Below are 26,543 nucleotides of genomic sequence, written 5' to 3'. Positions count from 1 at the left end.
CCGCAGCCGCCGGCCGCCCGGACCCGCCCCACCACCAGGCCCCCGGCGCCCGCACGACCCGCGCGCGTCCCACCCGCCGAATCCGCTCCACACACGGCCGGAACGCCCCTGGCGGCGTCGGCCGCCCACCTCTGTCACCTGGAGGGAACAGTGAAGGCTCTTGTGCTCGCGGGGGGATCCGGTACGCGACTGCGACCGATCACCCACACGTCCAGCAAGCAGCTGGTCCCGGTTGCCAACAAACCGATCCTCTTCTACGGACTGGAGTCCATCGCCGCCGCCGGCATCACCGAGGTCGGCGTCATCGTCGGCAGCACCGCCGCCGAGATCGAGGCCGCGGTCGGCGACGGCTCCGCCTTCGGCCTCGACGTCACCTACATCCCGCAGAGCGAACCCCTCGGGCTCGCCCACGCGGTCCTCATCGCCCGCCCCTTCCTCGGCGACGACGACTTCGTGATGTACCTCGGCGACAACTTCGTCCTCGACGGCATCGGCGACGTCGTCGACGAGTTCCGCAAGAACCCCTGCGACGCGCAGATCCTGCTCACCCGCGTCGGCGACCCCAGCGCCTTCGGCGTGGCCGTGACCGACGACCAGGGCAACGTCGTGGACCTCGAGGAGAAGCCGAAGGCGCCCCGCAGCGACCTCGCCGTCGCCGGCGTCTACCTCTTCACCCCCGTCGTCCACGACGCCGTCCGCGCCATCCGGCCCTCCCCGCGCGGCGAGCTGGAGATCACCGACGCCCTCCAGTGGATGATCGACGAGCGGATGACCGTGCGCTCCACGGTCATCACCGGCTACTGGAAGGACACCGGGAACGTCACCGACATGCTGGAGGTCAACCGCACCCTCCTGGAGCGTCTCCAGCCCCGCGTCGACGGCTTCGTGGACGAGGAGAGCGAAATCATCGGGCGGGTCCGGATCGAGAACGGCGCCCAGGTCCGGCGCTCCCGGATCGTGGGCCCCGCCATCATCGGCGCGGGCAGCGTCGTGACCGACTCCTACGTCGGACCCTCCACGTCGGTCGCCGAGGACTGCCGGATCAGCCACAGCGAGATCGAGTACTCCATCCTCCTGCGAGGAGCGTCCTTCGACGGCATCCGCCGGGTCGAGGCCTCCCTGGTCGGACGGGACGTCAAGGTCACCCTCGCGCCCCGGCTGCCCGCCACCCACCGCCTCGTGATCGGAGACCACGGGCAGGTCCAGATCTCCTCATGAGCGCCATCCGTCTCCTCGTCGTCACCGCGGTCGCCGCCGAACGCGACGCCGCGGCCCGCGGGCTCTGCCCTGTCAGCACCTGCCCGCCGCCCCCGACTCCGGGACGCAACACCGTCCGCGTCACGACGGGCCGCGCCGGCCTCGGCCACCGGCCGATCCGCGCCGACCTCGTCGCCGGGGGAGTGGGCCCCGCCGCGTCGGCGGCCACCACCGCGGCCGCGCTCACCGCGGCGGCGGCCCGCGACGAGCCCTACGACCTCGTCATCTCCGCCGGCATCGCGGGCGGGTTCGCCCCCGTCGCCGCCCTGGGGTCCGTCGTCGTCGCCGACCGGGTCGTCGCCGCCGACCTGGGCGCCGACTCGCCCGACGGCTTCCTGTCCGTCGACACCCTCGGCTTCGGCGCCACCGAGTACCGCAGCGCACCCCACCTCGCCGCGGCCGTCGCCCGCGGCCTCGGCGCCGTCCACGCACCCGTCCTGACCGTCTCCACCGCCACCGGCACCGCCGAACGCGCCGCCGAACTGCGCGAGCGTCACCAGGCCGCCGCCGAGGCGATGGAGGGCTTCGGCGCCGCCGAGGCCGCCGCCGGCCAGGGCACGCCGTTCCTGGAGATCCGCACCGTCTCCAACGCGGTCGGCCCGCGCGACCGCTCCGCCTGGCGAGTCAAGGAGGCCCTGGCCGCCCTGCGCGACGCCTTCGGGGTCCTGCACACCGTGCTCACGCGGGGCGCTCCGCCGCCCTACAGCTGACCGCGGGCAGGCCGCCGGGGCGGCGAGGCCCCCCGGCCGGGCCATGGAGCGCCGCGGCCGGATCGGATCCGACGCTCCGGCCCGTATCCCGTACGGTGCTCCGGCCGCGTCCGATACGACGCTCCGGCCTGCGCGAACAGCGAGGCGCGGACGATTTCCAAGGGTTTCCCCAGACAACCCCGCCGGGAGCCGAAATCGGGTGACCGCGCGGGTCATGCTGTCCCCACCGCACGAGGAGATCACCACCGGCCGGGCCCACCCCTCGGGCCACCGGACCCACCGGACGACTGGACCACCGGGCGTCCGGTCCGGCACCCGACCTCCCCGCGGCACCACCCGTTCCGTCATCGAACCGAACAGCATGGGGGCAGTCCATGACGAAGGAAGCGCAGCTTCGGGACTACCTCAAGCGGGTCACCGTCGATCTCCACACCACGCGCCGCAAGCTGCGGCAGCTGGAGGCCCGCGACCAGGAGCCCATCGCCGTCGTCGGCATGAGCTGCCGGCTGCCCGGAGACGTGCGCACCCCGGACGACTTCTGGAACCTGCTGGTCTCCGGGACGGACGCGGTGACGGACTGGCCCGCCGACCGCGGCTGGCCCACCGCCCTCGGTTCCGACTCCGACCCCGGCCATCGCCGGGGCGGCTTCGTCCATGACGCGGACCGCTTCGACCCCGCCTTCTTCGGCATCTCCCCGCGCGAAGCCCTCGCCATGGACCCGCAGCAGCGCCTGCTGCTCGAAGTCGTCTGGGAGTCCCTCGAACACGCGGGCATCGACCCGGCCACCCTGCGTGGCAGCCGCTCCGGCGTCTTCGTCGGATGCAGCGACCAGGGCTACACCTCCGGTCTGACCGAGGTGCCCGACGACGTCCGCGGACACCTTCTCACCGGCAACTCCATGTCGGTCCTCTCCGGCCGCGTCGCCTACACCCTCGGCCTGGAGGGGCCCGCCGTCACCGTCGACACCGCCTGCTCCTCCTCCCTGGTCGCCCTCCACCTGGCGGCCCAGTCGCTGCGGTCCGGCGAGTGCTCCCTGGCGGTCGTCGGCGGAGTCACCGTCATGTCCAGCCCCGGCGCGTTCAACGAGTTCGCCCGCCAGGGCGGCCTCGCCGGCGACGGCCGCTGCAAGGCGTTCTCCGACGACGCCGACGGCACCGGCTGGGCCGAGGGCGCCGGCATCCTCGTCGTGGAGCGCCTGTCCGACGCCCGCCGCAACAACCACCCCGTGCTCGCGGTCGTGCGCGGCAGCGCCGTCAACCAGGACGGCGCCTCCAACGGCCTCACCGCCCCCAACGGCCTGTCCCAGCAGCGCGTCATCCTCGCCGCCCTCGCCAACGCCGGACTGCCCGCCGCCGAGATCGACGCCGTCGAGGCACACGGCACCGGCACCGCGCTCGGCGACCCGATCGAGGCGCAGGCACTGCTCGCCACCTACGGCCAGGGCCGCCCCGCCGACCGGCCCCTGCTGCTCGGCTCGGCCAAGTCCAACCTCGGCCACACCCAGGCCGCCGCCGGCGTCGTCGGCGTCATCAAGTCCGTCCTCGCCCTGCGCCACGGCGTGCTGCCCCCCACCCTGCACGCCGAACGGCCCTCCACCCGCGTCGACTGGGACGCCGGCCACGTCCAGCTCCTCACCGAAAAGCACGACTGGCCGGAGACCGACCACCCGCGCCGCGTCGGCGTCTCCGCCTTCGGCGTGTCCGGCACCAACGCCCACGTCATCGTCGAGCAGGCCCCGCAGCCGGCGGCCGAGGAAGGCGACGAGGCTGCCGCCCCGGAGCCGCGAGCGGCCCTTCCCGCCCTGCCGTGGGTCCTGTCCGCCCGTGACGAGGAGTCCCTGCGCGCCCAGGCCCGCCGCCTGGCCGACCACCTCGCCACCCGGCCGGACGCCGACCCCTACGACGTGGCCGCCTCGCTCGCCACGACCCGCACCGCCCACCCGTACCGCGCCGCGGTCGTGGGCGCCGACCGAGCCGAACTCGTCGCCTCCGTCGAGGCGTTGGCGCGCGGCGAAGCCGCCGCCGACGTCTTCACCGGCACCGCCCAGGGGCCGGGCAAGGTCGCGTTCCTGTTCTCGGGTCAGGGTGCGCAGCGTGCGGGGATGGGGCGTGAGCTGTACGAGGCGTTCCCGGTGTTCGCGGGGGCGTTCGACGCGGTGTGCGCGCAGGTCGGGGGTGAGCTGAAGGACGTCGTCTTCGGTGAGGACGCGGAGCGGCTGGGGCGTACGGAGTGGACGCAGCCCGCGCTGTTCGCGGTCGAGGTGGCGTTGTTCCGGCTGCTGGAGTCGTGGGGTGTTCGCCCGGACGTCGTGGGCGGGCATTCGGTCGGGGAGATCGCGGCCGCGCATGTGGCCGGGGTGCTGTCGCTGGAGGACGCCTGTGCGCTGGTGACCGCGCGCGGGCGGTTGATGCAGGCCCTGCCGGAGGGCGGGGTGATGGTCGCGGTGGAGGCGGCCGAGGACGAGGTGCTGCCGCTGCTCGAGGGCCGTACCGGCGAGGTGTCGGTGGCGGCGGTCAACGGCCCGCGGGCCGTGGTGCTCGCCGGTGCCGAGGCGGCTGTCACCGACGTGGCTGAGGCTCTGGCCGCACAGGGCTGCCGTACCTCCCGTCTCCGTGTTTCGCACGCGTTCCACTCGCCGTTGATGGAGCCGATGCTGGCGGAGTTCCGCCAGATCGCCGAGAGCCTGACCTACGCCGCTCCGGCCATCCCGGTCGTCTCCAACCTGACCGGCCGCCTCGCCGCCGATGGCGAGCTGACCACCGCCGACTACTGGGTCCGCCACGTCCGCGAGGCCGTCCGCTTCGCCGACGGTGTGAGCACCCTCGCGGCGGAAGGCGTGACCCGGTTCGTCGAAGTCGGCCCGGACACCACCCTCACCGCCCTCGCCCGCACGTGCGTGCCGGACGACCGGGGGATGCTCTTCCTGCCCGTCCAGCGCAAGCAGGGAGCCGAAGTCCGGCACCTGGTGGGTGGCTTCGCCCGCCTCCACCTGCACGGGGCGGCGGTGTCGTGGCCCGCGCTCCTCCCGGGCGCCGACGTCGTCGACCTGCCGACCTACGCCTTCCGGCGCGACCGCTACTGGCTGGAGCGTTCGTACACCGAGGACGGCGCGGCCGTCCCGTCCCTGCGGTCCGGGCCGCACCACGAGATCATCTGGACCCCGGCCCAGGGGCTTCCCGGAACGGCACGCCTGTCCGGCCGCTGGCTGCTCGTCCGGTCCACCCCGCTCGACGGCGACGACACCTGGCACGACGCGCTGACCACGGCGCTGCACGAGGCGGGGGCCGACGTGGTCACCGTCGAGCAGCACCACCTGGACAGGCGGACCGAACTCTCCCGTCGCATCACCGCCGCCGTCGAGGACGCCCCGGTGACCGGGGTCCTGTCCGTGCCCGCCGTCGACGGTCCGGCGGACGACATGACCGCAGGCGCGTCCGCGACCCTGGTTCTCCTCCAGGCCCTCGGTGACGCCCGTGTCGAGGTTCCGCTGTGGACGCTCACGCGCGGCGCCGTCGCCGCCGACGCCAACGACCCGGCGTCCGACCCCACGCAGGCCGCCGTCTGGGGCCTGGGTCGCGTGGCCGCCCTGGAACACCCCGACCGCTGGGGCGGTCTCGTCGACCTTCCGCCTCAGCTCGACCGGCGCTCCGCCGAGCGGCTCGTCGCCCTGCTCGCCGACAGCACGGACGGCACGCGCCGCACGGGGAGCACGGAACCCTCGTACCCGCGCGAGGACCAGGTCGCCGTCCGCGCCGACGGCACCTTCGCCCGCCGACTGATCTCCGCGGCCCCGTCCGCGGAAGCGGCCTGGCAGCCGGCCGGCACCGTCCTGGTGACCGGCGGCACCGGAGCGCTGGGAGCCAGGGTGGCCCGCTGGGCCGCACAGCAGGGAGCCGAGCGCCTCCTCCTCGTCAGCCGGCGCGGCGCGCAGGCCCCCGGCGCGGAGGCCCTCGGCGAGGACCTGCGGCGGCTGGGAGCCGACGTCACGTTCGCCGCAGTGGACCTGACGGACCGTGAGGCCGTCCGCGAACTGCTCGACGCCCATCCGGTCGACGCCGTGGTGCACACGGCCGGAGTCATCGCCGACGGGGTGCTCGACGGCCTCGCCCCGGAAGCGTTCCGCTCCGTCTTCGCGGCCAAGGTCACCGGTGCGCGGCACCTGGACGAACTGACCCGGGACCGCGACCTCTCCGCCTTCGTCCTGTTCTCCTCCTTCGCCGGAACGGTCGGCTCCGCCGGGCAGGGCAACTACGCCGCCGCCAACGCCGTGCTGGACGCCCTGGCCGAGCAGCGGCGGGCCGCGGGCCTGCCCGCCAAGTCCATCGCGTGGGGCCCCTGGGCCGGCGGCGGCATGGCCGCCGACGCCGGAGCCGAAGGCCGCCAGGTGCGCGGCGGTGTCGGCCTGCTCGACCCCGACCGGGCCCTGGAGGCCCTCGCGGCCCAGGCCGCCGGAGGCCCTTCCGCGTCCTTGGTCGCCGATGTCGACTGGAACCGCTTCGGCGCCGCTTTCACCGCCGTCCGCCCGAGTCCGCTGCTCGCCGAGGTCCACGACCGCCCCGCCGAGACCCGCACCGCCCCCGCCTCGACGGCACTGCGCGACCGCCTCGCCGGCCTCACCCCCGAGGACCGCCGGCGCGAGCTGCTGACCGAGGTGCGCACCCGTGCCGCCGCCGCCCTCGGCCACGCCGGCCCCGGGCAGGTGGGTGCGGAACTGGCGTTCCGCGACCTCGGCGTCGACTCGCTGATCGCGGTCGAACTGCGCAACACCCTTGCCGCCGTCTGCGGCCTCACCCTCTCGGCCACGGTGGTCTTCGACCACCCGACGCCGCAGGCCCTCGCCGCTCACCTGTACGACGAACTCTTCGGCGACATCCACACCGGCACCGTCGTCACGACCGTCGCCCCGGTCACGGCGGCGGCGGACGAGCCGGTGGCGATCGTCGGGATGGCCTGCCGTTTCCCCGGTGGCGTCGACTCCCCGGAGAGCCTGTGGGCCCTGCTGGAGGAGGGGCGCGACGGCATCACCGACTTCCCGGACGACCGCGGCTGGGACCTCGACCTGCTCTTCGCCCCGGACCCGGACAACGCCTACGCCAGCCACACCGCGCGCGGTGGTTTCCTCGACGGCGTCGACGGTTTCGACGCGGAGTTCTTCGGGGTGTCGCCGCGTGAGGCGTTGGCGATGGATCCGCAGCAAAGGCTTCTGCTGGAGTCGTCGTGGGAGGCGGTGGAGCGGGCGGGGATCGATCCGCGGTCGCTGCGAGGCGCACGGGTCGGGGTGTTCGCGGGTACCAACGGGCAGGACTATCCGGCGCTGCTGGGCATGTCGGAGGGTGACTTCGGCGGTTATGTCGGCACCGGGAGCGCGGCGAGTGTGCTGTCGGGCCGGCTGGCGTACGTCCTGGGCCTGGAGGGTCCGGCGGTCACAGTGGACACGGCCTGCTCGTCGTCCCTGGTGGCTCTGCATCTGGCGGTCCAGTCCCTGCGGTCCGGCGAGAGCGATCTCGCACTCGCGGGCGGTGTGACGGTGATGTCGACGCCGGGCGCGTTCGTGGAGTTCAGCCGTCAGGGAGGTCTGGCGGGGGACGGCCGGTGCAAGGCGTTCGCGGAGGACGCGGACGGTACCGGGTGGGGCGAGGGCGTCGGCGTGCTGCTGGTGGAGCGGCTGTCGGACGCCCAGGCCAAGGGCCACCGAGTACTGGCGGTCGTGCGCGGCTCGGCGGTGAATCAGGACGGTGCCTCCAACGGGCTGACGGCGCCGAACGGCCCGTCGCAGCAGCGGGTGATCCGTGCCGCGCTCGCGGACGCCGGGCTCACCGCATCCGACGTCGATGCTGTGGAGGCGCACGGGACGGGTACACGGCTGGGTGACCCGATCGAGGCGCAGGCGCTGCTGGCCACCTACGGTCAGGACCGGCCCGACGAGCGGCCCCTGTACCTGGGGTCGGTGAAGTCGAACTTCGGTCACACGCAGGCGGCCGCTGGTGTGGCCGGTGTGATCAAGATGGTGGAGGCGTTGCGGCACGGGGTCGTGCCGGCGACGTTGCATGTGGACGAGCCGTCGTCGCAGGTGGACTGGTCGACGGGCGCGGTGCGGCTGGTGACGGAGCGTCAGGCGTGGCCGTCGGTGGTGCGTCCTCGTCGTGCCGGTGTGTCCTCGTTCGGACTGAGCGGCACCAACGCCCACATCATCCTCGAACAAGCACCCCAGGAGACGGCCGCTCCCGCCGAGCCCGCCGAACCGAGCACCCTGCCCGTCATCCCCTGGGCGCTGTCCGGACGCGGCGCCGACGCGCTGCGCGCACAGGCGGCGCGACTGCTCGACACCGTACGGTCGGCCCCTGACACCGACCTGCTGAAGATCGCGTCGGCGCTGGTCACCACCCGTACCCCCTTCGAGGACCGCGCCGTCGTACGCGGCCGTTCCCGCGAGGAACTGCTGTCCGGCCTGACGGCCCTGGCGGACGGCGAGTCCGTCGCCCAGGTCACCGTCGGTGCCGTCACCGAGGGCCGCATGGCCTTCCTCTTCTCCGGTCAGGGCGCGCAGCGCGCGGGCATGGGACGTGAGCTGTACGAGGCGTTCCCGGTGTTCGCGGAGGCGTTCGACGCGGTGTGCGCGCACGTCGGCGCGGAACTGAAGGACGTTGTCTTCGGCGGTGACGCGGAGCGGCTGGGCCGTACGGAGTGGACGCAGCCCGCGCTGTTCGCGGTCGAGGTCGCGCTGTTCCGGCTGCTGGAGTCCTGGGGCGTGCGCCCCGACTTCGTGGGCGGGCACTCGATCGGTGAGATCGCGGCCGCGCACGTGGCCGGGGTGCTGTCCCTGGAGGACGCCTGCGCCCTCGTGACCGCGCGCGGTCGGCTGATGCAGGCCCTGCCTGAGGGTGGGACGATGATCGCGGTGGAGGCGGCCGAGGACGAGGTCCTGCCCCTCCTCGACGGCCGTGAGGCCGAGGTGTCGCTCGCGGCGGTCAACGGCCCGAAGGCCGTCGTCCTCGCCGGCACCGAGGCCGCCGTGACGGAGATCGCCGAGACTCTGGCGGCGCAGGGCAGCCGCACCTCCCGCCTCCGCGTCTCCCACGCGTTCCACTCACCGCTGATGGAGCCGATGCTGACGGACTTCCGTCAGGTCGCCGCGACCCTCACCTACAACGCCCCCACCATCCCGGTCGTCTCCAACGTCACCGGACGCCTCGCCGCCGACGGCGAGCTGACCACCCCCGACTACTGGGTCCACCACGTCCGCGACGCAGTCCGTTTCGCCGACGGCGTCACCACCCTGGCGACGGAAGGCGTCACCCGCTTCGTCGAACTCGGCCCCGACGCCCCCCTCACCCCCCTCACCCGCGCCACCCTCGACGACACCACCGACCTGGTCTGCGTGGCCGTACAGCGCAAGGACCGGTCCGAGACGGACGCCCTGGTCGCCGCACTCGCGACCCTGCACACCACGGGCGCCCCGGTTGACTGGGCCGCGATGTTCGGTGCCGTCGGTACCGTTCCGCTGCCCACGTACGCCTTCCAGCGCCGCCGGTACTGGCCCGAGCCCCGGCGTGTCGAGGCCGGGGCGTCCGGCGGGGCCGTCGCGCCCGCCGAGGACGCCTTCTGGCAGGCCGTCGAACGCGGGGACGCCCGTGAACTGGCCGACGCCCTGCACCTGGACGACGCCACCCTCGGCACCGTGCTGCCGGCCCTGTCGGCCTGGCGGCGCCTCCAGACGGAACAGCTCGTCGCCGACTCCTGGCGCTACCGCGTCCGGTGGCGGCGTCTCGACTCCGCCGGCGTCCGGGCCGGCGAGGACACCGGCCGGTGGCTGCTGCTCCAGCCGGCCGACGACTCCGCGTCCGGCGCCGGCGACACCGCACTCCCGGGCATCGAGGAGTTCCTCCCCGACATCGAGCGCCTGACCTGTCCCGCCGACGCCGACCGGGCCACGCTGGCCGCCCTGCTCAGCGACGCCGCCACCGCCGACGGAGGCGCCCCGCTCGCCGGTGTGCTCTCCGGCCTGCCCGGTGTCGCCACCACGCTGGCCGTCGTGCAGGCCCACGCCGACGCCGGCCTCACCGCGCCCCTCTGGCTGCTGACCAGCGGCGCCGTCACCGTCGGCGCCGGCACGGAGGCCGTCGTCGAGCCGAGTGCCGCCGCCGTGTGGGGGCTGGGCCGCGTGGCCGCACTGGAACACCCCGACCGCTGGGGCGGGCTGCTCGACCTGCCCGCCCGCCCGGACCGCCGTGCGCTCACCCGCGCCGCCGCCGTACTCACCTCGGGCGCCGAGGACCAGGTCGCCGTCCGCGGCGGCACCGCGCACGCCCGCAGGCTCGTCCCCGCTCCCGCGCCCGTGTCGGCCGCGACCGGGGAGTGGACCGCGCCGGAGCGTGTTCTCGTCACCGGCGGCACCGGCGCGCTGGGTTCCCGCGTCGCCCGCTGGGCCGTTGCGCGCGGTGCCCGTGAGCTGGTCCTCACCAGCCGTCGCGGCCCCGAAGCCCCCGGCGCAGATGCTCTGCGCGCCGACCTCGTCCGGCTCGGCGCGAAGGTCACCGTCGTCGCCTGCGACACGGGCGACCGCGATGCCGTGGCCCGGCTGCTGGCCGCCCACCCCGTCGACGCCGTGGTGCACGCCGCCGGCGTCCTCGACGACGAGGTCATCACCGGCTGCACGCCGGACCGGCTCGCCGCCGTCCTGCGGGCCAAGGCCGACGCGGCCGACCACCTCGACGCCCTCACCCGCGACAGCGACCTGTCCGCCTTCGTGGTCTTCTCCTCCGTCGCCGGCGTGTGGGGCAGCGGGGGACAGGCCGCCTACGCCGCCGCCAACGCCCACCTCGACGCCCTCGTGGAGCGCCGCCGCGCCCGCGGTCTGGCCGGCACGGCCGTCGCCTGGGGCCCCTGGGACGGCACCGGCATGGCCGCCGACCCGCAGGCGCAGGAGACGCTGCGCCGCCGCGGACTGCGCGCGCTCGACCCGGACGCGGCACTGACCGCGCTCGACCGTGCGCTCGTGGCCCGCGACACCGCCGTCGTCGTCGCCGACGTCGACTGGGCACGGTTCGTGCCCGCCTTCACCACCGGCCGCCCCAGCCCCCTGCTCGCCGACCTGACCGAGGCCGCCGCGCCGGCCGGCACCGGTACCGGCGCCACCACCTCCGGCACCATCGGCGCGGGCGGCGCGCTGCGCGACCGGCTCGACCCGCTGTCCGCCGAGGAGCGCACCGCCGCCCTGCTGGACCTCGTGCGCCGTCGCGCCGCCGTCGCGCTCGGCCACACCGACCCGGCCGCCGTCGCCGAGGGCCGTGCCTTCCGCGACATGGGCTTCGACTCGCTCACCGCCGTCGAACTGCGCGACGACCTCACCGCGGAGACCGGCGTCGCCTTGCCCGCCACCCTCGTCTTCGACCACCCCACCCCGGCCGCCGTCGCCGCCCACCTGCACGAGCAGATGTACGCGGAGGCGTACGGCGAGGCGTACGGGACGGGAGAACGCCGGGCGGCGACGGCCGTGACGGCCACCGGCACCGACCCGGTCGTCATCGTCGGCATGGGCTGCCGGCTGCCCGGCGGCGTCGACGGACCCGACCGGCTCTGGGAGCTGCTCGCGTCCGGCGGCGACGCCGTCGGCGGGTTCCCGGAGGACCGCGGCTGGGACCTCACGGTCCTGCGGGAGGCCAGCGACACCCTGGCCGGCGGATTCCTCGCCGACGCCTCCGCCTTCGACGCCGCGTTCTTCGGCATCAGCCCCCGCGAGGCCCAGGCCCTCGACCCGCAGCAGCGGCTCTTCCTGGAGACCTCGTGGGAGGCCCTCGAACGTGCCGGTATCGCCCCCACCGCGCTGAAGGGGTCCCGCACCGGCGTCTTCGCCGGCGCCGGCAGCTCCGGCTACGCCACCGGGCTCACCGAGGTGCCCGAGGGACTCGGCGGACATCTGCTCACCGGCCAGGCCGGCAGCGTGGTGTCCGGACGAGTCTCCTACACCCTCGGCCTGGAGGGCCCGGCCGTCACCGTCGACACCGCCTGCTCGTCCTCCCTGGTCGCCCTGCACCTCGCCGTGCAGTCGCTGCGGTCCGGGGAGTGCGACCTGGCCCTGGCCGGCGGCGTCACCGTCATGGCCGAGCCCGGGGCGTTCGTCGAGTTCAGCCTCCAGGGCGGCCTCGCGCCCGACGGCCGCTGCAAGGCGTTCTCCGACGACGCCGACGGCACCGGCTGGGCCGAAGGCGTCGGTGTCCTGGTCGTGGAACGGCTCTCCGACGCCCGCCGCAACGGCCACCCCGTCCTCGCCGTCGTCGAGGGCACCGCCGTCAACCAGGACGGCGCCTCCAACGGCCTGACCGCCCCCAACGGGCCCGCCCAGCAGCGCGTCATCCGCGAGGCCCTCGCCGCCGCCGGACTGCGCCCGCAGGACGTGGACGCCGTCGAGGGGCACGGCACCGGCACCACCCTCGGCGACCCCATCGAGGCCCAGGCCCTCCTCGCCGCCTACGGCCAGGACCGTCCCGACGACCGGCCGCTGTGGCTCGGGTCGGTCAAGTCCAACTTCGGCCACACCCAGGCCGCCGCGGGCGCCGTCGGCATCATCAAGACGGTCCTCGCCCTGCGGGAGAACCTCCTCCCGCGCACCCTGCACGCAGGGCGTCCCTCCTCCCGCGTGGACTGGGGCACCGGACAGGTGCGGCTGCTGAGCGAGCCCGTGGCCTGGCCGGCGGGCGACCGCCCGCGCCGCGCCGGCGTCTCCGCCTTCGGCGTCTCCGGCACCAACGCGCACGTCATCGTCGCCGAACCGCCCGCCGAGCCCGCCCGCCCGGCCCTGCCCGCCGCGCGCCCCGACCGCGCCGTCGCCTGGACGCTGTCCGCGGGCGGCCCGGCCGCGCTGCGCGACCAGGCCGTCCGGCTCCTCGCCCACCTCGAGGCGCGCCCGGGCCTGCACGCCGAGGACGTCGCCCACGCCCTCGCCCTCACCCGCGCCCCCCTGGAGCACCGCGCCGTCGTCACCGGCACCGGCCGCGACGCCCTGCTGTCCGCCCTCGCCGCGTTCGCCGCCGACGGCACCGCACCCGGCGTCGTCACCGGCGACACCCTCGCCCGCGGCGGCAACCCCGCTCAGGGCACCGCCCTCACCGGGGGCGGCACCGCCTTCCTCTTCGCCGGACAGGGCACCCAGCGTCCGGGCATGGGCCGCGCACTGTACGACGCCTTCCCGGCCTACGCCGACGCCTTCGACACCGTGTGCGGGCACTTCGACGGACTGCTGCCGCGGCCGCTCGCCGAGGTCGTCGCGGACCCCGACTCCGGCGACCTCGACCGCACCGAGTACGCCCAGCCCGCCCTGTTCGCCGTGGAGGTCGCCCTCTTCCGGCTGCTGGAGTCCTTCGGCATACGCCCCTCCCACCTCATCGGCCACTCCGTCGGTGAACTCGCCGCCGCCCACGTGGCCGGGGTGTTCTCCCTGCCCGACGCGTGCCGTCTGGTCGCCGCCCGCGGACGGCTGATGCAAGCCCTGCCGGAGGGCGGGGCGATGATCGCGGTCGAGGCGGCCGAGGAGGAGGTCCTGCCGCTGCTCGACGGGCGCGAGGACGCCGTGTCGCTCGCCGCCGTCAACGGCCTCCGCTCCGTCGTCGTCGCCGGCGACGAGGACGCGGCCGACGCCGTCGCCGCCCACTTCGCCGCCCTCGGCCGCAGGACCACCAGGCTCCGCGTCAGCCACGCCTTCCACTCGCCCCGCATGGACGCGATGCTCGACGGCTTCCGCGAGGTCGCCGCCGGCATCACCTACGCCGAACCGGGCCTCCCCGTCGTCTCCGACCTCACCGGCCGCTCCGCCGCTCCCGGCGAACTGACCGACCCCGAGTACTGGGTGCGGCACGTGCGGCACACCGTGCGGTTCGCCGACGGCGTGGCCGCCCTCGAGGAGCTGGGCACCGCCCACCTCGTGGAGCTCGGGCCCGACGCCACCCTGACCGCCCTCGCCCAGAACGCCTGGCAGGGCGCCGCCCCGCTCGCCGTGCCCACGCTGCGCGACGACCGCGACGAGGCCGAGACCCTGCTGCTGGCCGCCGGCGCCCTGCACACCCGCGGCGTCCCGGTCGACTGGCCCGCCCTGCTCGCCGCCACCGCCCCCGGCTCCCGCCCGGTGGACCTGCCCACCTACGCCTTCCAGCACCGCCCGTACTGGATCGCGTCCACCACCGCGGCCGGCGACCCGGCCGCCGCCGGACTCGTCGCCGCCGGCCACCCGCTGCTCGGCGCGGTCGTCCCCTCCGCGGTCGACGACACCCTGCTGCTCACCGGCCGGCTGACCGCCGCCGGCAACGGCTGGCTCGCCGCGCACCGCATCGGCGGGACCGCCGTCCTGCCCAGCACCGCCTTCCTCGACCTCGCCCTGCACGCCGGCGCCCTCGCCGGCCGCCCGCAGGTCCGCGAACTGGTCCTCCAGAACCCCCTGCCGCTGCCCGAGCACGGCGGCGTCACCCTCCAGGTCCGCGTCGAGGCCCCCGACGCCCGCGGCGACCGCCCCTTCGGCGTGTACACGCGGCCCGCGGCCGACGCCGACTGGACCCGCCACGCGGACGGCGTCCTCACCACGGAAACCGGCCCCCTCCCGTCGCACGACCTCACCGCCTGGCCGCCGCCCGGCGCGGCGGAACTGCCCACCGACGACCTGTACACGCGGCTGCGCGAGGCCGGACTCGACTACGGACACGTCTTCCGCGGCCTGCGCGCCGCCTGGCAGGACGACACCGCCGTGTACGCCGAAGTGGAACTGCCCGCCTCGGCCGCCGACGAGGCCACCCGCCACGACCTGCACCCGGCCCTTCTGGACGCCGCCCTGCACCCGCTCGGCCTCGGCGTGTTCGACGGCCTCGGCGAAGGACGCGTGCTGTTCTCCGCCCAGCAGGTCAGCCTGTCCGCCACCGGCGCCACCACCCTGCGCGTCCGCCTCGACCGCACCGGACCCGACACCCTCGCCCTCACCGCGGCCGACGCGGTCGGCGACCCCGTCCTCGCCGTCGGCTCCCTGCTGATGCGCCCGGTGCCCGGCGGCAGCACGCCCGCCACCGCGCCCGCCCCCCGGGAGACGGCCCCGGCGGCCGAACCGGTCCGCCGGCGCGCCGCAGCCCGCACCCAGCCCGCCGGCAGCATGCTGGAACGCCTGGCCGCCCGGCCCGCCGCCGAACGCGTCCGCACCCTGCTCACCACCGTCCGCGACCGCACCGCCGCCGTCCTCGGCCACGCCACCGCCGACGAGATCGAGCCCGCCCGGCCCTTCAACGACCTCGGCCTCACCTCCCTCACCGCCGTGGAGCTGCGCAACGGCCTCAGCGCCGCACTCGGCGTCACGCTCCCCGCCACCCTCGTCTTCGACCACCCCACCCCCGCCGCGCTCGCCGCACACCTCGACGACGACCTGTTCGGCACCGCGGCGGCCGGCACCCCCGTCGCCGCCGTCCGGCGCCCCGTCGACGACGACCCGATCGCCATCGTCGGCATGGCCTGCCGCTACCCCGGCGGCGTCGACAGCCCCGAGGACCTCTGGAACCTGCTGCGCGCCGGGGCGGACGGCATCTCGCCGCTGCCCACCGACCGCAACTGGAACCCCGAACGGCTCTACCACCCCGACCCCGACCACCCCGGCACCGTGTACACCCGCGAGGGCGGCTTCCTGCACGACGCCAGCCACTTCGACCCGGCGTTCTTCGGCATCTCCCCGCGCGAGGCCCTCGCCATGGACCCGCAGCAGCGCCTGCTGCTCGAGGTCTCCTGGGAGGCCCTGGAGCGGGCCGGCGTCGACCCGGCGGGCGCCCGCGGCTCCGACACCGGAGTCTTCGCCGGCGTCACCTATCAGGACTACGTCACGATCCTCGCCGCGTCCGACGACGACTTCGAGGGCTACGTCGGCACCGGCAACTCGCCGAGCGTCCTGTCCGGCCGCATCTCCTACGCCCTCGGCCTGGAGGGCCCGGCCGTCTCCGTCGACACGGCCTGCTCCTCCTCCCTGGTCGCCCTGCACCTGGCCGCGCAGGCCCTGCGCCAGGGGGAGTGCTCCCTCGCCCTCGCGGGCGGCGTCACCGTGATGTCGACGCCGGGCTCCCTCATCGAGTTCAGCCGTCAGCGCGCCCTCGCCGAGGACGGCCGCTGCAAGCCGTTCTCCGCGGACGCCGACGGCGCCAGCTGGGCCGAGGGCGTCGGCATGATCGTCCTCGAACGGCTCTCCGACGCCCGCCGCAACGGACACACCGTCCTCGCCGTCGTGCGCGGCAGCGCCCTCAACCAGGACGGCGCCTCCAACGGCCTCACCGCCCCCAACGGCCCCTCCCAGCAGCGCGTCATCCGCCAGGCCCTCGCCGCCGCCGGACTGAACCCGCAGGACGTGGACGCCGTCGAGGCGCACGGCACCGGCACCACCCTCGGCGACCCCATCGAGGCCCAGGCCCTCCTCGCCGCCTACGGCCAGGACCGGCCCGAGGACCGCCCGCTGTGGCTGGGCTCGCTGAAGTCCAACATCGGACACAGCCAGGCCGCCGCCGGCGTCGGCGGCGTCATCAAGATGGTGGCGGCGCTGCGCGAGGGCGTCCTGCCCCGCACCCTGCACGCCGAGAACCCCACCCCGCACGTCGACTGGAGCGCCGGACACGTCGAACTCCTCACCGAGGAGCGGCCCTGGCCCGAGACCGGCCGCCCGCGCCGCGCCGGCGTGTCCGCGTTCGGCATGAGCGGCACCAACGCCCACGTCATCGTGGAACAGGCCCCCGAGGACACGGCCGTACGGCCGCCCGCCACGGCCGAACTGCCCGCCGTGCCCGTCGTACTGTCCGCCCGCACCCCCGCCGCACTGCGCGCGCAGGCCGGCCGGCTCCGCACCCACCTGCGCGCCAGACCCGGCACCCCGCTCACCGACCTCGGCTACACCCTCGCCGTGGGCCGCGCCGCCCTCACCCACCGGGCCGCCGTCCTCGCCGACGACACCGCCGCCCTCGACGAGGCGCTCGCCGTCCTGGCCGCCGACGGGCCGCTCACCGCGCCCGCCCTGCTCGCCGACGCCGTCCCGGGCGGCACCGAACCCGTCCTCGTCTTCCCCGGACAGGGCGCCCAGTGGGCCGGAATGGGCCGCGAACTCCTCGCCGAGTCGCCGGAGTTCGCCCAGTGGATCGAACGCTGCGAGCAGGCGCTCGCGCCGTACGTCGACTGGTCGCTGAGCGCGGTGCTGCGCGGCGACGAGGACGCCGCCGACCTCGGCCGCGTCGACGTCGTCCAGCCCGCCCTGTGGGCCGTGATGGTCGCCACCGCCGCCCTGTGGCGGGCCCACGGGGTCCGCCCCGCCGCGGTGGTCGGCCACTCCCAGGGCGAGATCGCCGCCGCCTGCGCGGCCGGCGCGCTCTCCCTGGAGGACGGCGCCCGCGTCGTCGCCCTGCGCAGCCGCGCCCTCATTCGCATCGCCGGCACCGGCGGCATGCTGTCCGTGCCGCTGAGCGCCGACGACACCCGCGCCCGGATGAGCCCCTGGGAGGGCCGTCTCGCCCTCGCCGCCGTCAACGGCCCCACCTCCTGCGTCGTCTCCGGCGAGGCCGAGGCGCTGGACGAGATGCACGCCGCACTCGTCGCCGACGGCGTACGCGCCCGCAAGGTCAACGTCGACTACGGCTCCCACTCCCCGCAGGTCGAGCAGATCGAGGACGCCGTCCTGGACGCCCTGGCCGGTCTCGAGCCGCGCGACGGCGAGATCCCCTTCCGCTCCTCCCTGACCGGCGACTGGCTGGACACCACCACCCTGGACGCCCGCTACTGGTACACCAACCTGCGGGAGACCGTCCGCTTCGAGGAGGCCGTCCGCGGCCTGATCGCCGCCGGACACCGCACCTTCGTCGAGGTCGGCCCGCACCCGGTGCTCGCCGTCGGACTGCGCGACAGCCTCGACGCGGCCGGCGTCGACGGCGCCGTCCTCGGCTCCCTGCGCCGGGACCAGGGCGGGCTGCGGCAGTTCCTCACCGCGCTCACCGAGGCCCATCTGCACGGCGTGGACGTCGACTTCGAGACCGTGTTCGCCGGCACCGGCGCCGTCCGCACCGACCTGCCCACCTACCCCTTCGAGCGCCGCCGCTACTGGCCCGCCGTGCGCGAGACCGCCCCGGCCGGCACCGGGAACGACCTGGCGGCCGACTCCGTCGAGGCCCGCTTCTGGGAGACCGTCGAGCAGGAGGACCTGCGCGGCCTCACCGAGGCCCTCGCCCTGCCCGCCGACGCCCCGCTGTCCGACCTGCTGCCCGCGCTGTCGCAGTGGCGGCAGTCCGGACGCGAACGCGCCACCGCCGACGCCCTCCGCTACGCCGTCACCTTCAGCCCCCTCACGCCCGGCGCCGCCACCCTCACCGGCACCTGGCTGCTCGTCGCCCCCGCCGCCACGGCCGGGCACACCGCCACCGCCGACCGGGTCGCCGACGCCCTCACCGCGGGCGGCGCCCGCACCGTACGGCGGATCGTCCTCCCCGACGGCGCGCCGGACCGCGACGGACTCGCCGCCCTGCTCGCGGCGGGCACCGCCGACACCGACCGGCCCGCCGGCGTGCTCTCCCTGCTCGCCCTCGACACCCGCGACCACCCCGCCGTGCCGGACGTCACCGTCGGCCTGGCCACCACCCTCGCCCTCGTCCAGGCCCTCGGCGACCACGGCGTCGACGCCCCCCTGTGGTGCGCCACCCGCGGCGCCGTCGCGGTCGGCACCGCCGACCCCGCGCCCGTCGCCGCCCAGGCCATGATCTGGGGCTTCGGCCGGGTCGCCGCGCTGGAGCACTCCGAGCGCTGGGGCGGCCTGATCGACCTGCCGGCCGACCTCGACACCCGGACCGGCACCCGCCTGGCCGCCCTCCTCGCCGACCCCGGCCAGGAGGACCAGATCGCGCTGCGCGCCTCCGGCGCCTTCGGCCGCCGCCTGGTCCACGCCCCCGGCGCCGACGAACCCGCCGAACCGTGGCGCCCCCGCGGCACCGTCCTGGTCACCGGCGGCACCGGCGCCCTCGGCCGGCACGTCGCCCGCTGGCTGGCCGACCGCGGCGCCACCCGGCTGGTGCTCGCCGGACGCCGCGGCGCCGACGCGCCCGGCGCCACCGACCTGCGCGACGAACTCGCCGCCCGCGGCGTCGACGTCACCCTCGCCGCCTGCGACGCCGCCGACCGGGACGCCCTCACCGCACTGATCGCCGGCCTGCCCGCCGGCCAGCCGCTGGACGCCGTCTTCCACGCCGCCGGCTCCCTCGACGACGGAGTGATCGACTCCCTCACCCCCGAGCGCATGACCGGCGTCCTGCGCGGCAAGGCCACCGCGGCCCGTGTCCTGCACGACCTCACCCGCGACCTGGACCTCTCCGCCTTCGTCCTGTTCTCCTCCACCGCCGGCGTCCTCGGCGGCGCCGGCCTCGGCAACTACGCCCCCGGCAACGCCTACCTCGACGCCCTCGCCGCCGAGCGCCGCGCCGCGGGCCTGCCCGCCACCGCCGTCTCCTGGGGCCTGTGGGCCGACGGCGGCATGGTCGGCGACGCCGCGGGCGAGCGCATGCGCCGCCACGGCGTCCACCCCATGGACACCGCCACCGCCTGCCAGGCCCTCGGCCGCGCCCTCGACCTCGGCGACACCCACGTCGTCGTCACCGACCTGCGCTGGGACACCTACGCGCCCTCGTTCACCGCGCCCCGCCCCAGCACCCTGCTCGACGAACTGCCCGCCGCGCGGCGGGCCCTGGACGCCGCCCGCACCGGCGCGGCGGCCGACGCGGCCACCGAGATCTCGTCGCTGTCCGCCCACGTCGCCGCCCTGCCCGCGTACGAGAGGGCGGACGCCGTCCTGGACATCGTGCGCCGGCACGTCGCCGGCGTCCTCGGCCACGCCTCCGCCGACGACGTCGACCCCGCCCGCCCCTTCACCGACCTGGGCATCGACTCGCTCACCGCGGTCGAACTGCGCAACGGCATGAACCGCGTCACCGGCCTGCGCCTGCCCAGCACGCTCGTCTTCGACCACCCCACCTGCCGGGCCCTGGCCGACTTCCTGCTCGCGGAGATCGCCGTGGACACCGGCGCCGCCGCCGAGCAGGCCACGGCCGAGCCCGTACGGCGGGCCCCCGCCGACGAGGACCCGATCGCCATCGTGGCCATGGGCTGCCGCTTCCCCGGCGGGGTCGACACCCCCGAGCAGCTCTGGACCATGCTGCTGGCCGGCGAGGAGGGCCTGGTGCCCTTCCCGGAGGACCGCGGCTGGGACCTGAACGCCCTCTTCGACTCCGAGTCCGGCACCACGGGCACGGTCGCCACCCGCACCGGCGGCTTCCTCGACGACGCGGGCCACTTCGACCCGGCCTTCTTCAACATCTCGCCGCGTGAGGCCCTCGCGATGGACCCGCAGCAGCGGCTGCTGCTGGAGATGGCGTGGGAGACCTTCGAGCGGGCCGGGATCGATCCGCGCAGCCTGCGCGGCAGCCGCACCGGCGTCTTCGCCGGCACCAACGGCCAGGACTACACCGGCATGCTCGCCGCCTCCGGCGAGGACTTCGAGGGCTACATGCTGACCGGCACCGCCGCCAGCGTCGTCTCCGGCCGGCTGTCCTACACCTACGGCCTCGAAGGCCCGGCCGTCACCGTCGACACCGCCTGCTCCGCGTCCCTCGTCGCCCTGCACCTCGCCGTGCAGTCCCTGCGCGCGGGGGAGTGCGACCTCGCGCTCGCCGGCGGCATCACGGTCATGGCCTCACCGGGTCTGTTCGTGGACTTCAGCCGTCAGCAGGGTCTGGCGGCGGACGGGCGCTGCAAGGCGTTCGCGGACGCGGCGGACGGCACCGGGTTCTCCGAGGGCGGCGGTCTGCTGCTGGTGGAGCGGCTGTCGGACGCGCGGGCGAACGGGCATCCGGTGCTCGCGGTGGTGAAGGGCAGCGCGGTCAACCAGGACGGTGCGTCCAACGGCTTGAGCGCGCCCAACGGCCCCTCGCAGCAGCGGGTGATCCGTGCCGCGCTGGCGGACGCGGGGCTGACTGCGGCCGACGTGGACGCGGTGGAGGCGCACGGCACGGGCACCCGGCTGGGTGACCCGATCGAGGCGCAGGCGCTGCTGGCCACCTACGGGCAGGACCGTCCCGCCGAACGGCCCCTGTATCTGGGGTCGGTGAAGTCGAATGTGGGTCACACGCAGGCGGGTGCCGGTGTGGCCGGTGTGATGAAGATGGTGCTGGCGATGGCGCACGGGGTGCTCCCGGCGACGCTGCACGTGGACGCGCCGTCCTCGCACGTGGACTGGGATCAGGGCGCGGTGGAGCTGCTGACCGAGGCGCGCGAGTGGTCCACGGCCGGGGACCGTCCGCGGCGGGCGGGTGTGTCGTCCTTCGGGATCAGCGGCACCAACGCCCACGTCGTCCTCGAAGCCGTCGAGGACGCCACCGACGAGGAACACGAGGTCGAGGAACCGAAGAGCCCGGCCGTCACCCACGGCCTCCTGCCCTGGGTCCTCAGCGCTCGCAGCCGCGACGCGCTGCGCGCCCAGGCCGCCCAGCTCCTCGCCCACACCGGGCAGAACCCCGATCTCACCCCCGCGGACATCGGCCTCTCCCTGACCGCGACCCGCACCGTCTTCGAGCACCGGGCCGTCGTGCTCGGCGTCGACCGCGCCGCCCTCACCGACGGACTGCGGCTGCTCGCCGACGGGGAGACCGGACCGCACACCGTCACGGGCGTCCATCGCGGCCAGGGCAGGACCGCCTTCCTCTTCTCCGGGCAGGGCGCCCAGCGTCCCGGCATGGGCCGTGAACTGTACGACGCCTTCCCGGTGTTCGCCGACGCCTTCGACGCCGTGTGCGCGCACATCGGCGAGGAGCTGCGCGACATCGTCCTCGGTGACGACGCCGAGCGGCTCAACATGACCGCCTGGACCCAGCCCGCGCTGTTCGCCATCGAGGTCGCGCTGTTCCGGCTGCTCGAGTCCTGGGGCGTGCGGCCGGACTTCCTGGCCGGTCACTCCATCGGCGAGATCGCCGCGGCGCACGTGGCCGGGGTGTTCTCCCTCGACGACGCGTGCGCCCTGGTGGCCGCGCGTGGCCGGCTGATGCAGGAACTGCCCGCAGGCGGTGCGATGTTCGCGGTGGAGGCGGCCGAGGACGAGGTACTCCCGTTGCTCGACGGCCGGACCGACGCCGGGATCGCCGCGGTCAACGGCCCGCGCTCCGTGGTCGTTTCGGGTGCGGAGGACGCGGTGGCCGAGGTGGCCGCCGAACTCGCCGCCGCCGGACGGCGCACGACCCGCCTGCGCGTGAGCCACGCCTTCCACTCGCCGCTCATGGACCCGATGCTCGACGCGTTCCGCGAGGTCGCCGCGGGCCTCACCTACGCCGAGCCGACCATGGCCGTCGTCTCCACCGTCACCGGACAGGCCGCCGAACCCGGTCTCCTCACCGACCCCGAGTACTGGGTCCGCCACGTCCGGCAGCCCGTCCGCTTCCACGACGGCGTGTCCTGGCTGGCCGAGCACGGGGCCGACCGGTTCTGGGAGATCGGCCCGGACGGCACCCTGACCGCCCTCGCCCAGACCTGCCTGGGGGAGAACAGCGGGAACGTCCTCTTCGTCCCGTCGCTGCGCAAGGACCGCGAGGAGACCGGCGCCCTGCTCGACACCGCCGCCCGCGCCTTCGCCAAGGGCGTGGACGTGGACTGGCCCCGCCTCTTCGACGGCGCCGGCGCCCGTGTCGTACAGCTGCCCACGTACCCCTTCCAGCGCCGCCGGTTCTGGCCCCGGCCGCCCGCCCTGCTCGGGGACGTCACCGCCGCCGGCCTCGGCGCCAGCACGCACCCGCTGCTGGGCGCGGCCGTCACCCTCGCCGACGGTGACACCCACCTCCTCACCGGGCGGCTCTCCCTGCACTCCAGCCCCTGGCTGAAGGACCACGCCCTCACCAGCACCGCCCTGTTCCCGGCCACTGGCTTCCTCGACCTCGCGCTGCACGCCGGGGCGCAGGCGGGCTGCGAGAACGTCGCCGAGCTGACCATCCTGACCCCGCTCACCCTGCCGGAGCGCGGCGGAGTTCAGGTGCAGGTGCGTGTGGAGGCGCCGGACGCCACCGGCGCCCGCCCGCTGACCGTGCACGGCCGCCGCGACGACGCCGGCCCCGACGACCCGTGGACCCTCCACGTCAGCGGCCTGCTCACGTCCGCCGCCGACTCCTCGGACGTTGCCGCGTACGACTTCACCGCCTGGCCGCCGAAGGACGGCGAAGAGGTGTCCCTCGACGGCTTCTACGAGGCGTTCGCCGACCGCGGCCACCTCTACGGCCCGCTCTTCCAGGGACTGACCCGGGTGTGGACGCGCGGCGAGGAGGTCTTCGCCGAGGTCGGTCTGCCCGCCGACGCCGACCCCGCCGCCGACGCCTTCGACCTGCACCCGGCCCTGCTCGACGCCGCGCTGCACGCCGTGATGTTCGTGCCGATGGAGGACGCGGGACGGCTCCCGTTCTCCTGGAACGACGTCCGGCTCGACGCCGTCGGCGCCTCCGCCCTGCGGGTGCGCATGACCCTGCGGGGCCCGGAGTCCGTCGCCCTCGAACTCGCCGACCCGGCCGGCCGGCCGGTCGCCTTCGTCGGCTCGCTCACCCTGCGCGAACTGACCGGCGACCTCGACGGGGCCACCGTCGGCAGCCCCGAACGTCAGGGCCTGTACGAACTGGACTGGCAGCCGGTCGGCTCCCCGGCGCCTTCCGCCGCAGTGGCCCCGGCCGACTGGGCGGTCACCGGCGCCGCCGAGGCCCAGGAGCTGGCCGCGGCCCTGCGCGGTGCCGGGCACACCGTCACCGCCGCTCCCGACGCGGACGCCCTCGCCGCCGGGCGCGTGCCGGACACCGTCCTGTACGCCGTGCCCGTCACCGACGGCGACCCGGCCGAGCGGGCACGGGAGACCACGAGCGAGGTCCTGGCGTTCCTGAAGCGGTGGCTGGACGACCCGGCGTTCGCCGCGGCCCGGCTCGCCGTCGTGACCCGCGACGCCGTGCCCGCCGGCCCCCGGCCCGCCGACCCGGCCCAGGCCGCCGTCTGGGGCCTGGTGCGCTCCGCCCGCACGGAGAACCCCGGCCGCCTGGTCCTCGTCGACACCGACGGCACCGCCGCCTCCGCCGCCGCGCTGCCCGCCGCGCTCGGCGACACCGCGTTCGAACTGTCCGTGCGCGAGGGCGTCGTGACCGCGCCGCGCGTGGTGCCGCTGGCCGCCGACCGGGCCCTGGTCCCGCCGGCCGGCACCGAGGCGTGGCGGCTCGGCGTCGAGCGCCAGGGCACCCTGGACGGCCTGCGGCTCGTGCCCTGCCCCGAGGTCACCGGACCGCTCGGCCCGCGCGAGGTACGGATCTCGATGCGCGCCGCCGGCGTCAACTTCCGTGACGTCCTCACCGCGCTCGGCATGTACCCGGGCGACGCCACCGCCATCGGTCTTGAAGGCGCCGGCGTGGTCACCGAGACCGGCGCCGAGGTGACCTCCGTCGCCCCCGGCGACCGCGTGATGGGCATGTTCGCAGGGGCGTTCGGACCGGTCGCCGTCGCCGACGAGCGCATGGTCGCGCCGATCCCCAAGGGCTGGAGCTTCGCCGAGGCCGCCACCGTCCCGATCACCTACCTCACCGCCTACTACGGGCTCGTCGACCTCGCCGCGCTGAAGCCCGGCGAGAGCGTCCTCGTCCACGCCGCGGCCGGCGGCGTCGGCTCCGCCGCCGTACGGCTCGCCCGCCACCTCGGCGCCGAGGTCTACGGCACCGCGTCCCCGGCCAAGTGGGACGCGCTGCGCGCCGCCGGACTCGACGACGCCCACCTCGCCTCCTCCCGCGACCTCGGCTTCGAGGAGCGGCTGCGCACCGCCACCGGCGGCCGCGGCGTCGACGTGGTCCTGGACTCCCTGGCCCGGGAGTTCGTGGACGCCTCACTGCGGCTGCTGCCGCGCGGCGGACGCTTCCTGGAGATGGGCAAGACCGACGTCCGAGACCCGGACACGGTCGCGGCCGACCACCCCGGCGTCGACTACCGCGCCTTCGACCTGATCGAGGCAGGACCCGACCGGATCGGCGAGATGCTGCACGAACTCGTGGAGCTCTTCGACCGCGGGGTGCTCGGGCCGCTGCCGACGACCGTGTGGGACGTACGCCGCGCCCCCGAGGCGTTCCGCCACCTCAGCCAGGCCGCGCACATCGGCAAGGTCGTCCTGACCCTGCCGGTCGCCCCGGACCCGGAGGGCACCGTGCTGCTCACCGGCGGCCTCGGCGGCATCGGCCGGACCACCGCCCGCCACCTGGTCGCCGAGCACGGCGTCAAGCACCTGCTGATCGCCGGGCGGCGCGGCCCCGGCACCCCCGGCGCGGCCGAGCTGCGCGACGAACTCGCCGCCCTCGGCGCCGAGGTGACCGTCGCCGCCTGCGACGTCGCCGACCGCAGCGCGCTCGCCACGCTCCTCGCCGGCATCCCCGCCGACCGGCCGCTCACCGCGGTCGTGCACACCGCCGGCGTCCTCGCCGACGGGGTGCTCACCTCGATGACGCCCGAGCGGCTCGCCGAGGCGCTGCGCCCCAAGGCCGACGCGGTCGTCGCCCTGCACGAGCTCACCCGCGACCTGGACCTGGCCCGGTTCGTGGTCTTCTCCTCCGTCGCCGGCACCTTCGGCGGCGCAGGACAGGCCAACTACTCCGCCGCCAACGCCTTCCTGGACGCCTTCGCCCAGCACCGGCGCGCCCTCGGCCTCCCGGCCGTCTCGCTCGCCTGGGGGACCTGGCTGCCGGACGCGGGCATGACCGGCGAGCTCACCGACGCCGACCGGGAACGGCACGCCCGCACCGGCATGGTCCCGCTGGACCCGGCACGGGGCATGCGCCTGCTGGACGCCGCGTCCGTCTCGGACCGGGCCGCCCTGCTGCCGATGGACCTCGACGCTGCAGCCCTGCGCGCCCACCACGACGTGCTGCCGGTCCTGCTGCGCGGCCTGGTGCGCACCCCCGTACGCCGCCGCGCCGACGCCGCCCCGGCGGCCGCCGCCACCGCGGCGGCCGAGCAGAGCCTGGCCGAACGGCTCGCCGCGCTGTCCGCCGCCGACCGCGAGCAGCTGCTCCTCGACGTCCTGGCCGAACAGGCCGCCGCCGTCCTCGGACACGGCTCGGCCGACACGATGGAACCCGACCAGACGTTCAAGGAACTCGGCTTCGACTCCCTCACCGCGGTCGAGCTGCGCAACCGGCTCGGCGCGGTCACCGGCCTGCGGCTGCCCGCCACGCTGGTCTTCGACCACCCGACGCCGCTCGCCCAGGTACGGCACCTGATGAGCCGGCTCGACCTGCCCGAGCCGCCCGGCACCGCGCAGGCCCTGCTCGGCGAGATGGACCGCCTGGAGAGCGCCCTGCACGACGCGGCCGTGGACGGCGAGGACCGCGAACGGGTCACCGCCCGGCTGCGGGACCTGCTGGCCCGCTGGCAGGACGCGCCGGTCCCCGCCGCCACCGCCACCGCGCCGGCGGAGGCGGACGAGGAACTCGCCGGGGTCGAGACGCCGGACGACCTCTTCGACCTGATCGACCGCGAGCTGGGAGACGCATGAGCAC

The 26,543-nt window shown here is 75.7% G+C and carries 3 protein-coding genes; all 3 read left to right on the top strand.

Translation table 11 applies throughout. The features are described from left to right. The first annotated feature begins 150 nt into the window (after positions 1 to 150). The 3 genes from ACFOSY_RS04855 (at position 151) to ACFOSY_RS04845 (ending at position 26,539) form a co-directional block, all read left to right on the top strand. Positions 151 to 1,218, top strand: coding sequence for a glucose-1-phosphate thymidylyltransferase (locus ACFOSY_RS04855; protein ID WP_394305452.1), 1,068 nt, complete (start codon positions 151 to 153; stop codon positions 1,216 to 1,218). Continuing rightward, on the top strand, positions 1,215 to 1,967 hold the full coding sequence (locus ACFOSY_RS04850) for a futalosine hydrolase (protein WP_394305451.1): 753 nt from the start codon (positions 1,215 to 1,217) through the stop codon (positions 1,965 to 1,967). Before ACFOSY_RS04855 ends, ACFOSY_RS04850 begins: the two co-directional genes overlap by 4 nt. A gap of 374 nt (positions 1,968 to 2,341) precedes the next feature. Further along, positions 2,342 to 26,539, top strand: a complete 24,198-nt coding sequence (locus ACFOSY_RS04845; protein WP_394305450.1) for a type I polyketide synthase — start codon at positions 2,342 to 2,344, stop codon at positions 26,537 to 26,539. The last annotated feature ends 4 nt before the right edge of the window (positions 26,540 to 26,543 follow it).

The sequence above is a fragment of the Streptomyces lusitanus genome (assembly GCF_042647945.1).
GTDB lineage: Bacteria > Actinomycetota > Actinomycetes > Streptomycetales > Streptomycetaceae > Streptomyces > Streptomyces pseudogriseolus.
The sequence above is the reverse complement of the archived record's forward strand: the minus strand, read 5'-3'. Positions and strand labels throughout refer to the sequence as shown.

Coding starts and splice junctions, on each gene's coding strand:
- ACFOSY_RS04850 (WP_394305451.1), top strand. CDS start 1,215: ATGAGCGCCATCCGTCTCCTCGTCGTCACCGCGGTCGCCGCCGAACGC.
- ACFOSY_RS04845 (WP_394305450.1), top strand. CDS start 2,342: ATGACGAAGGAAGCGCAGCTTCGGGACTACCTCAAGCGGGTCACCGTC.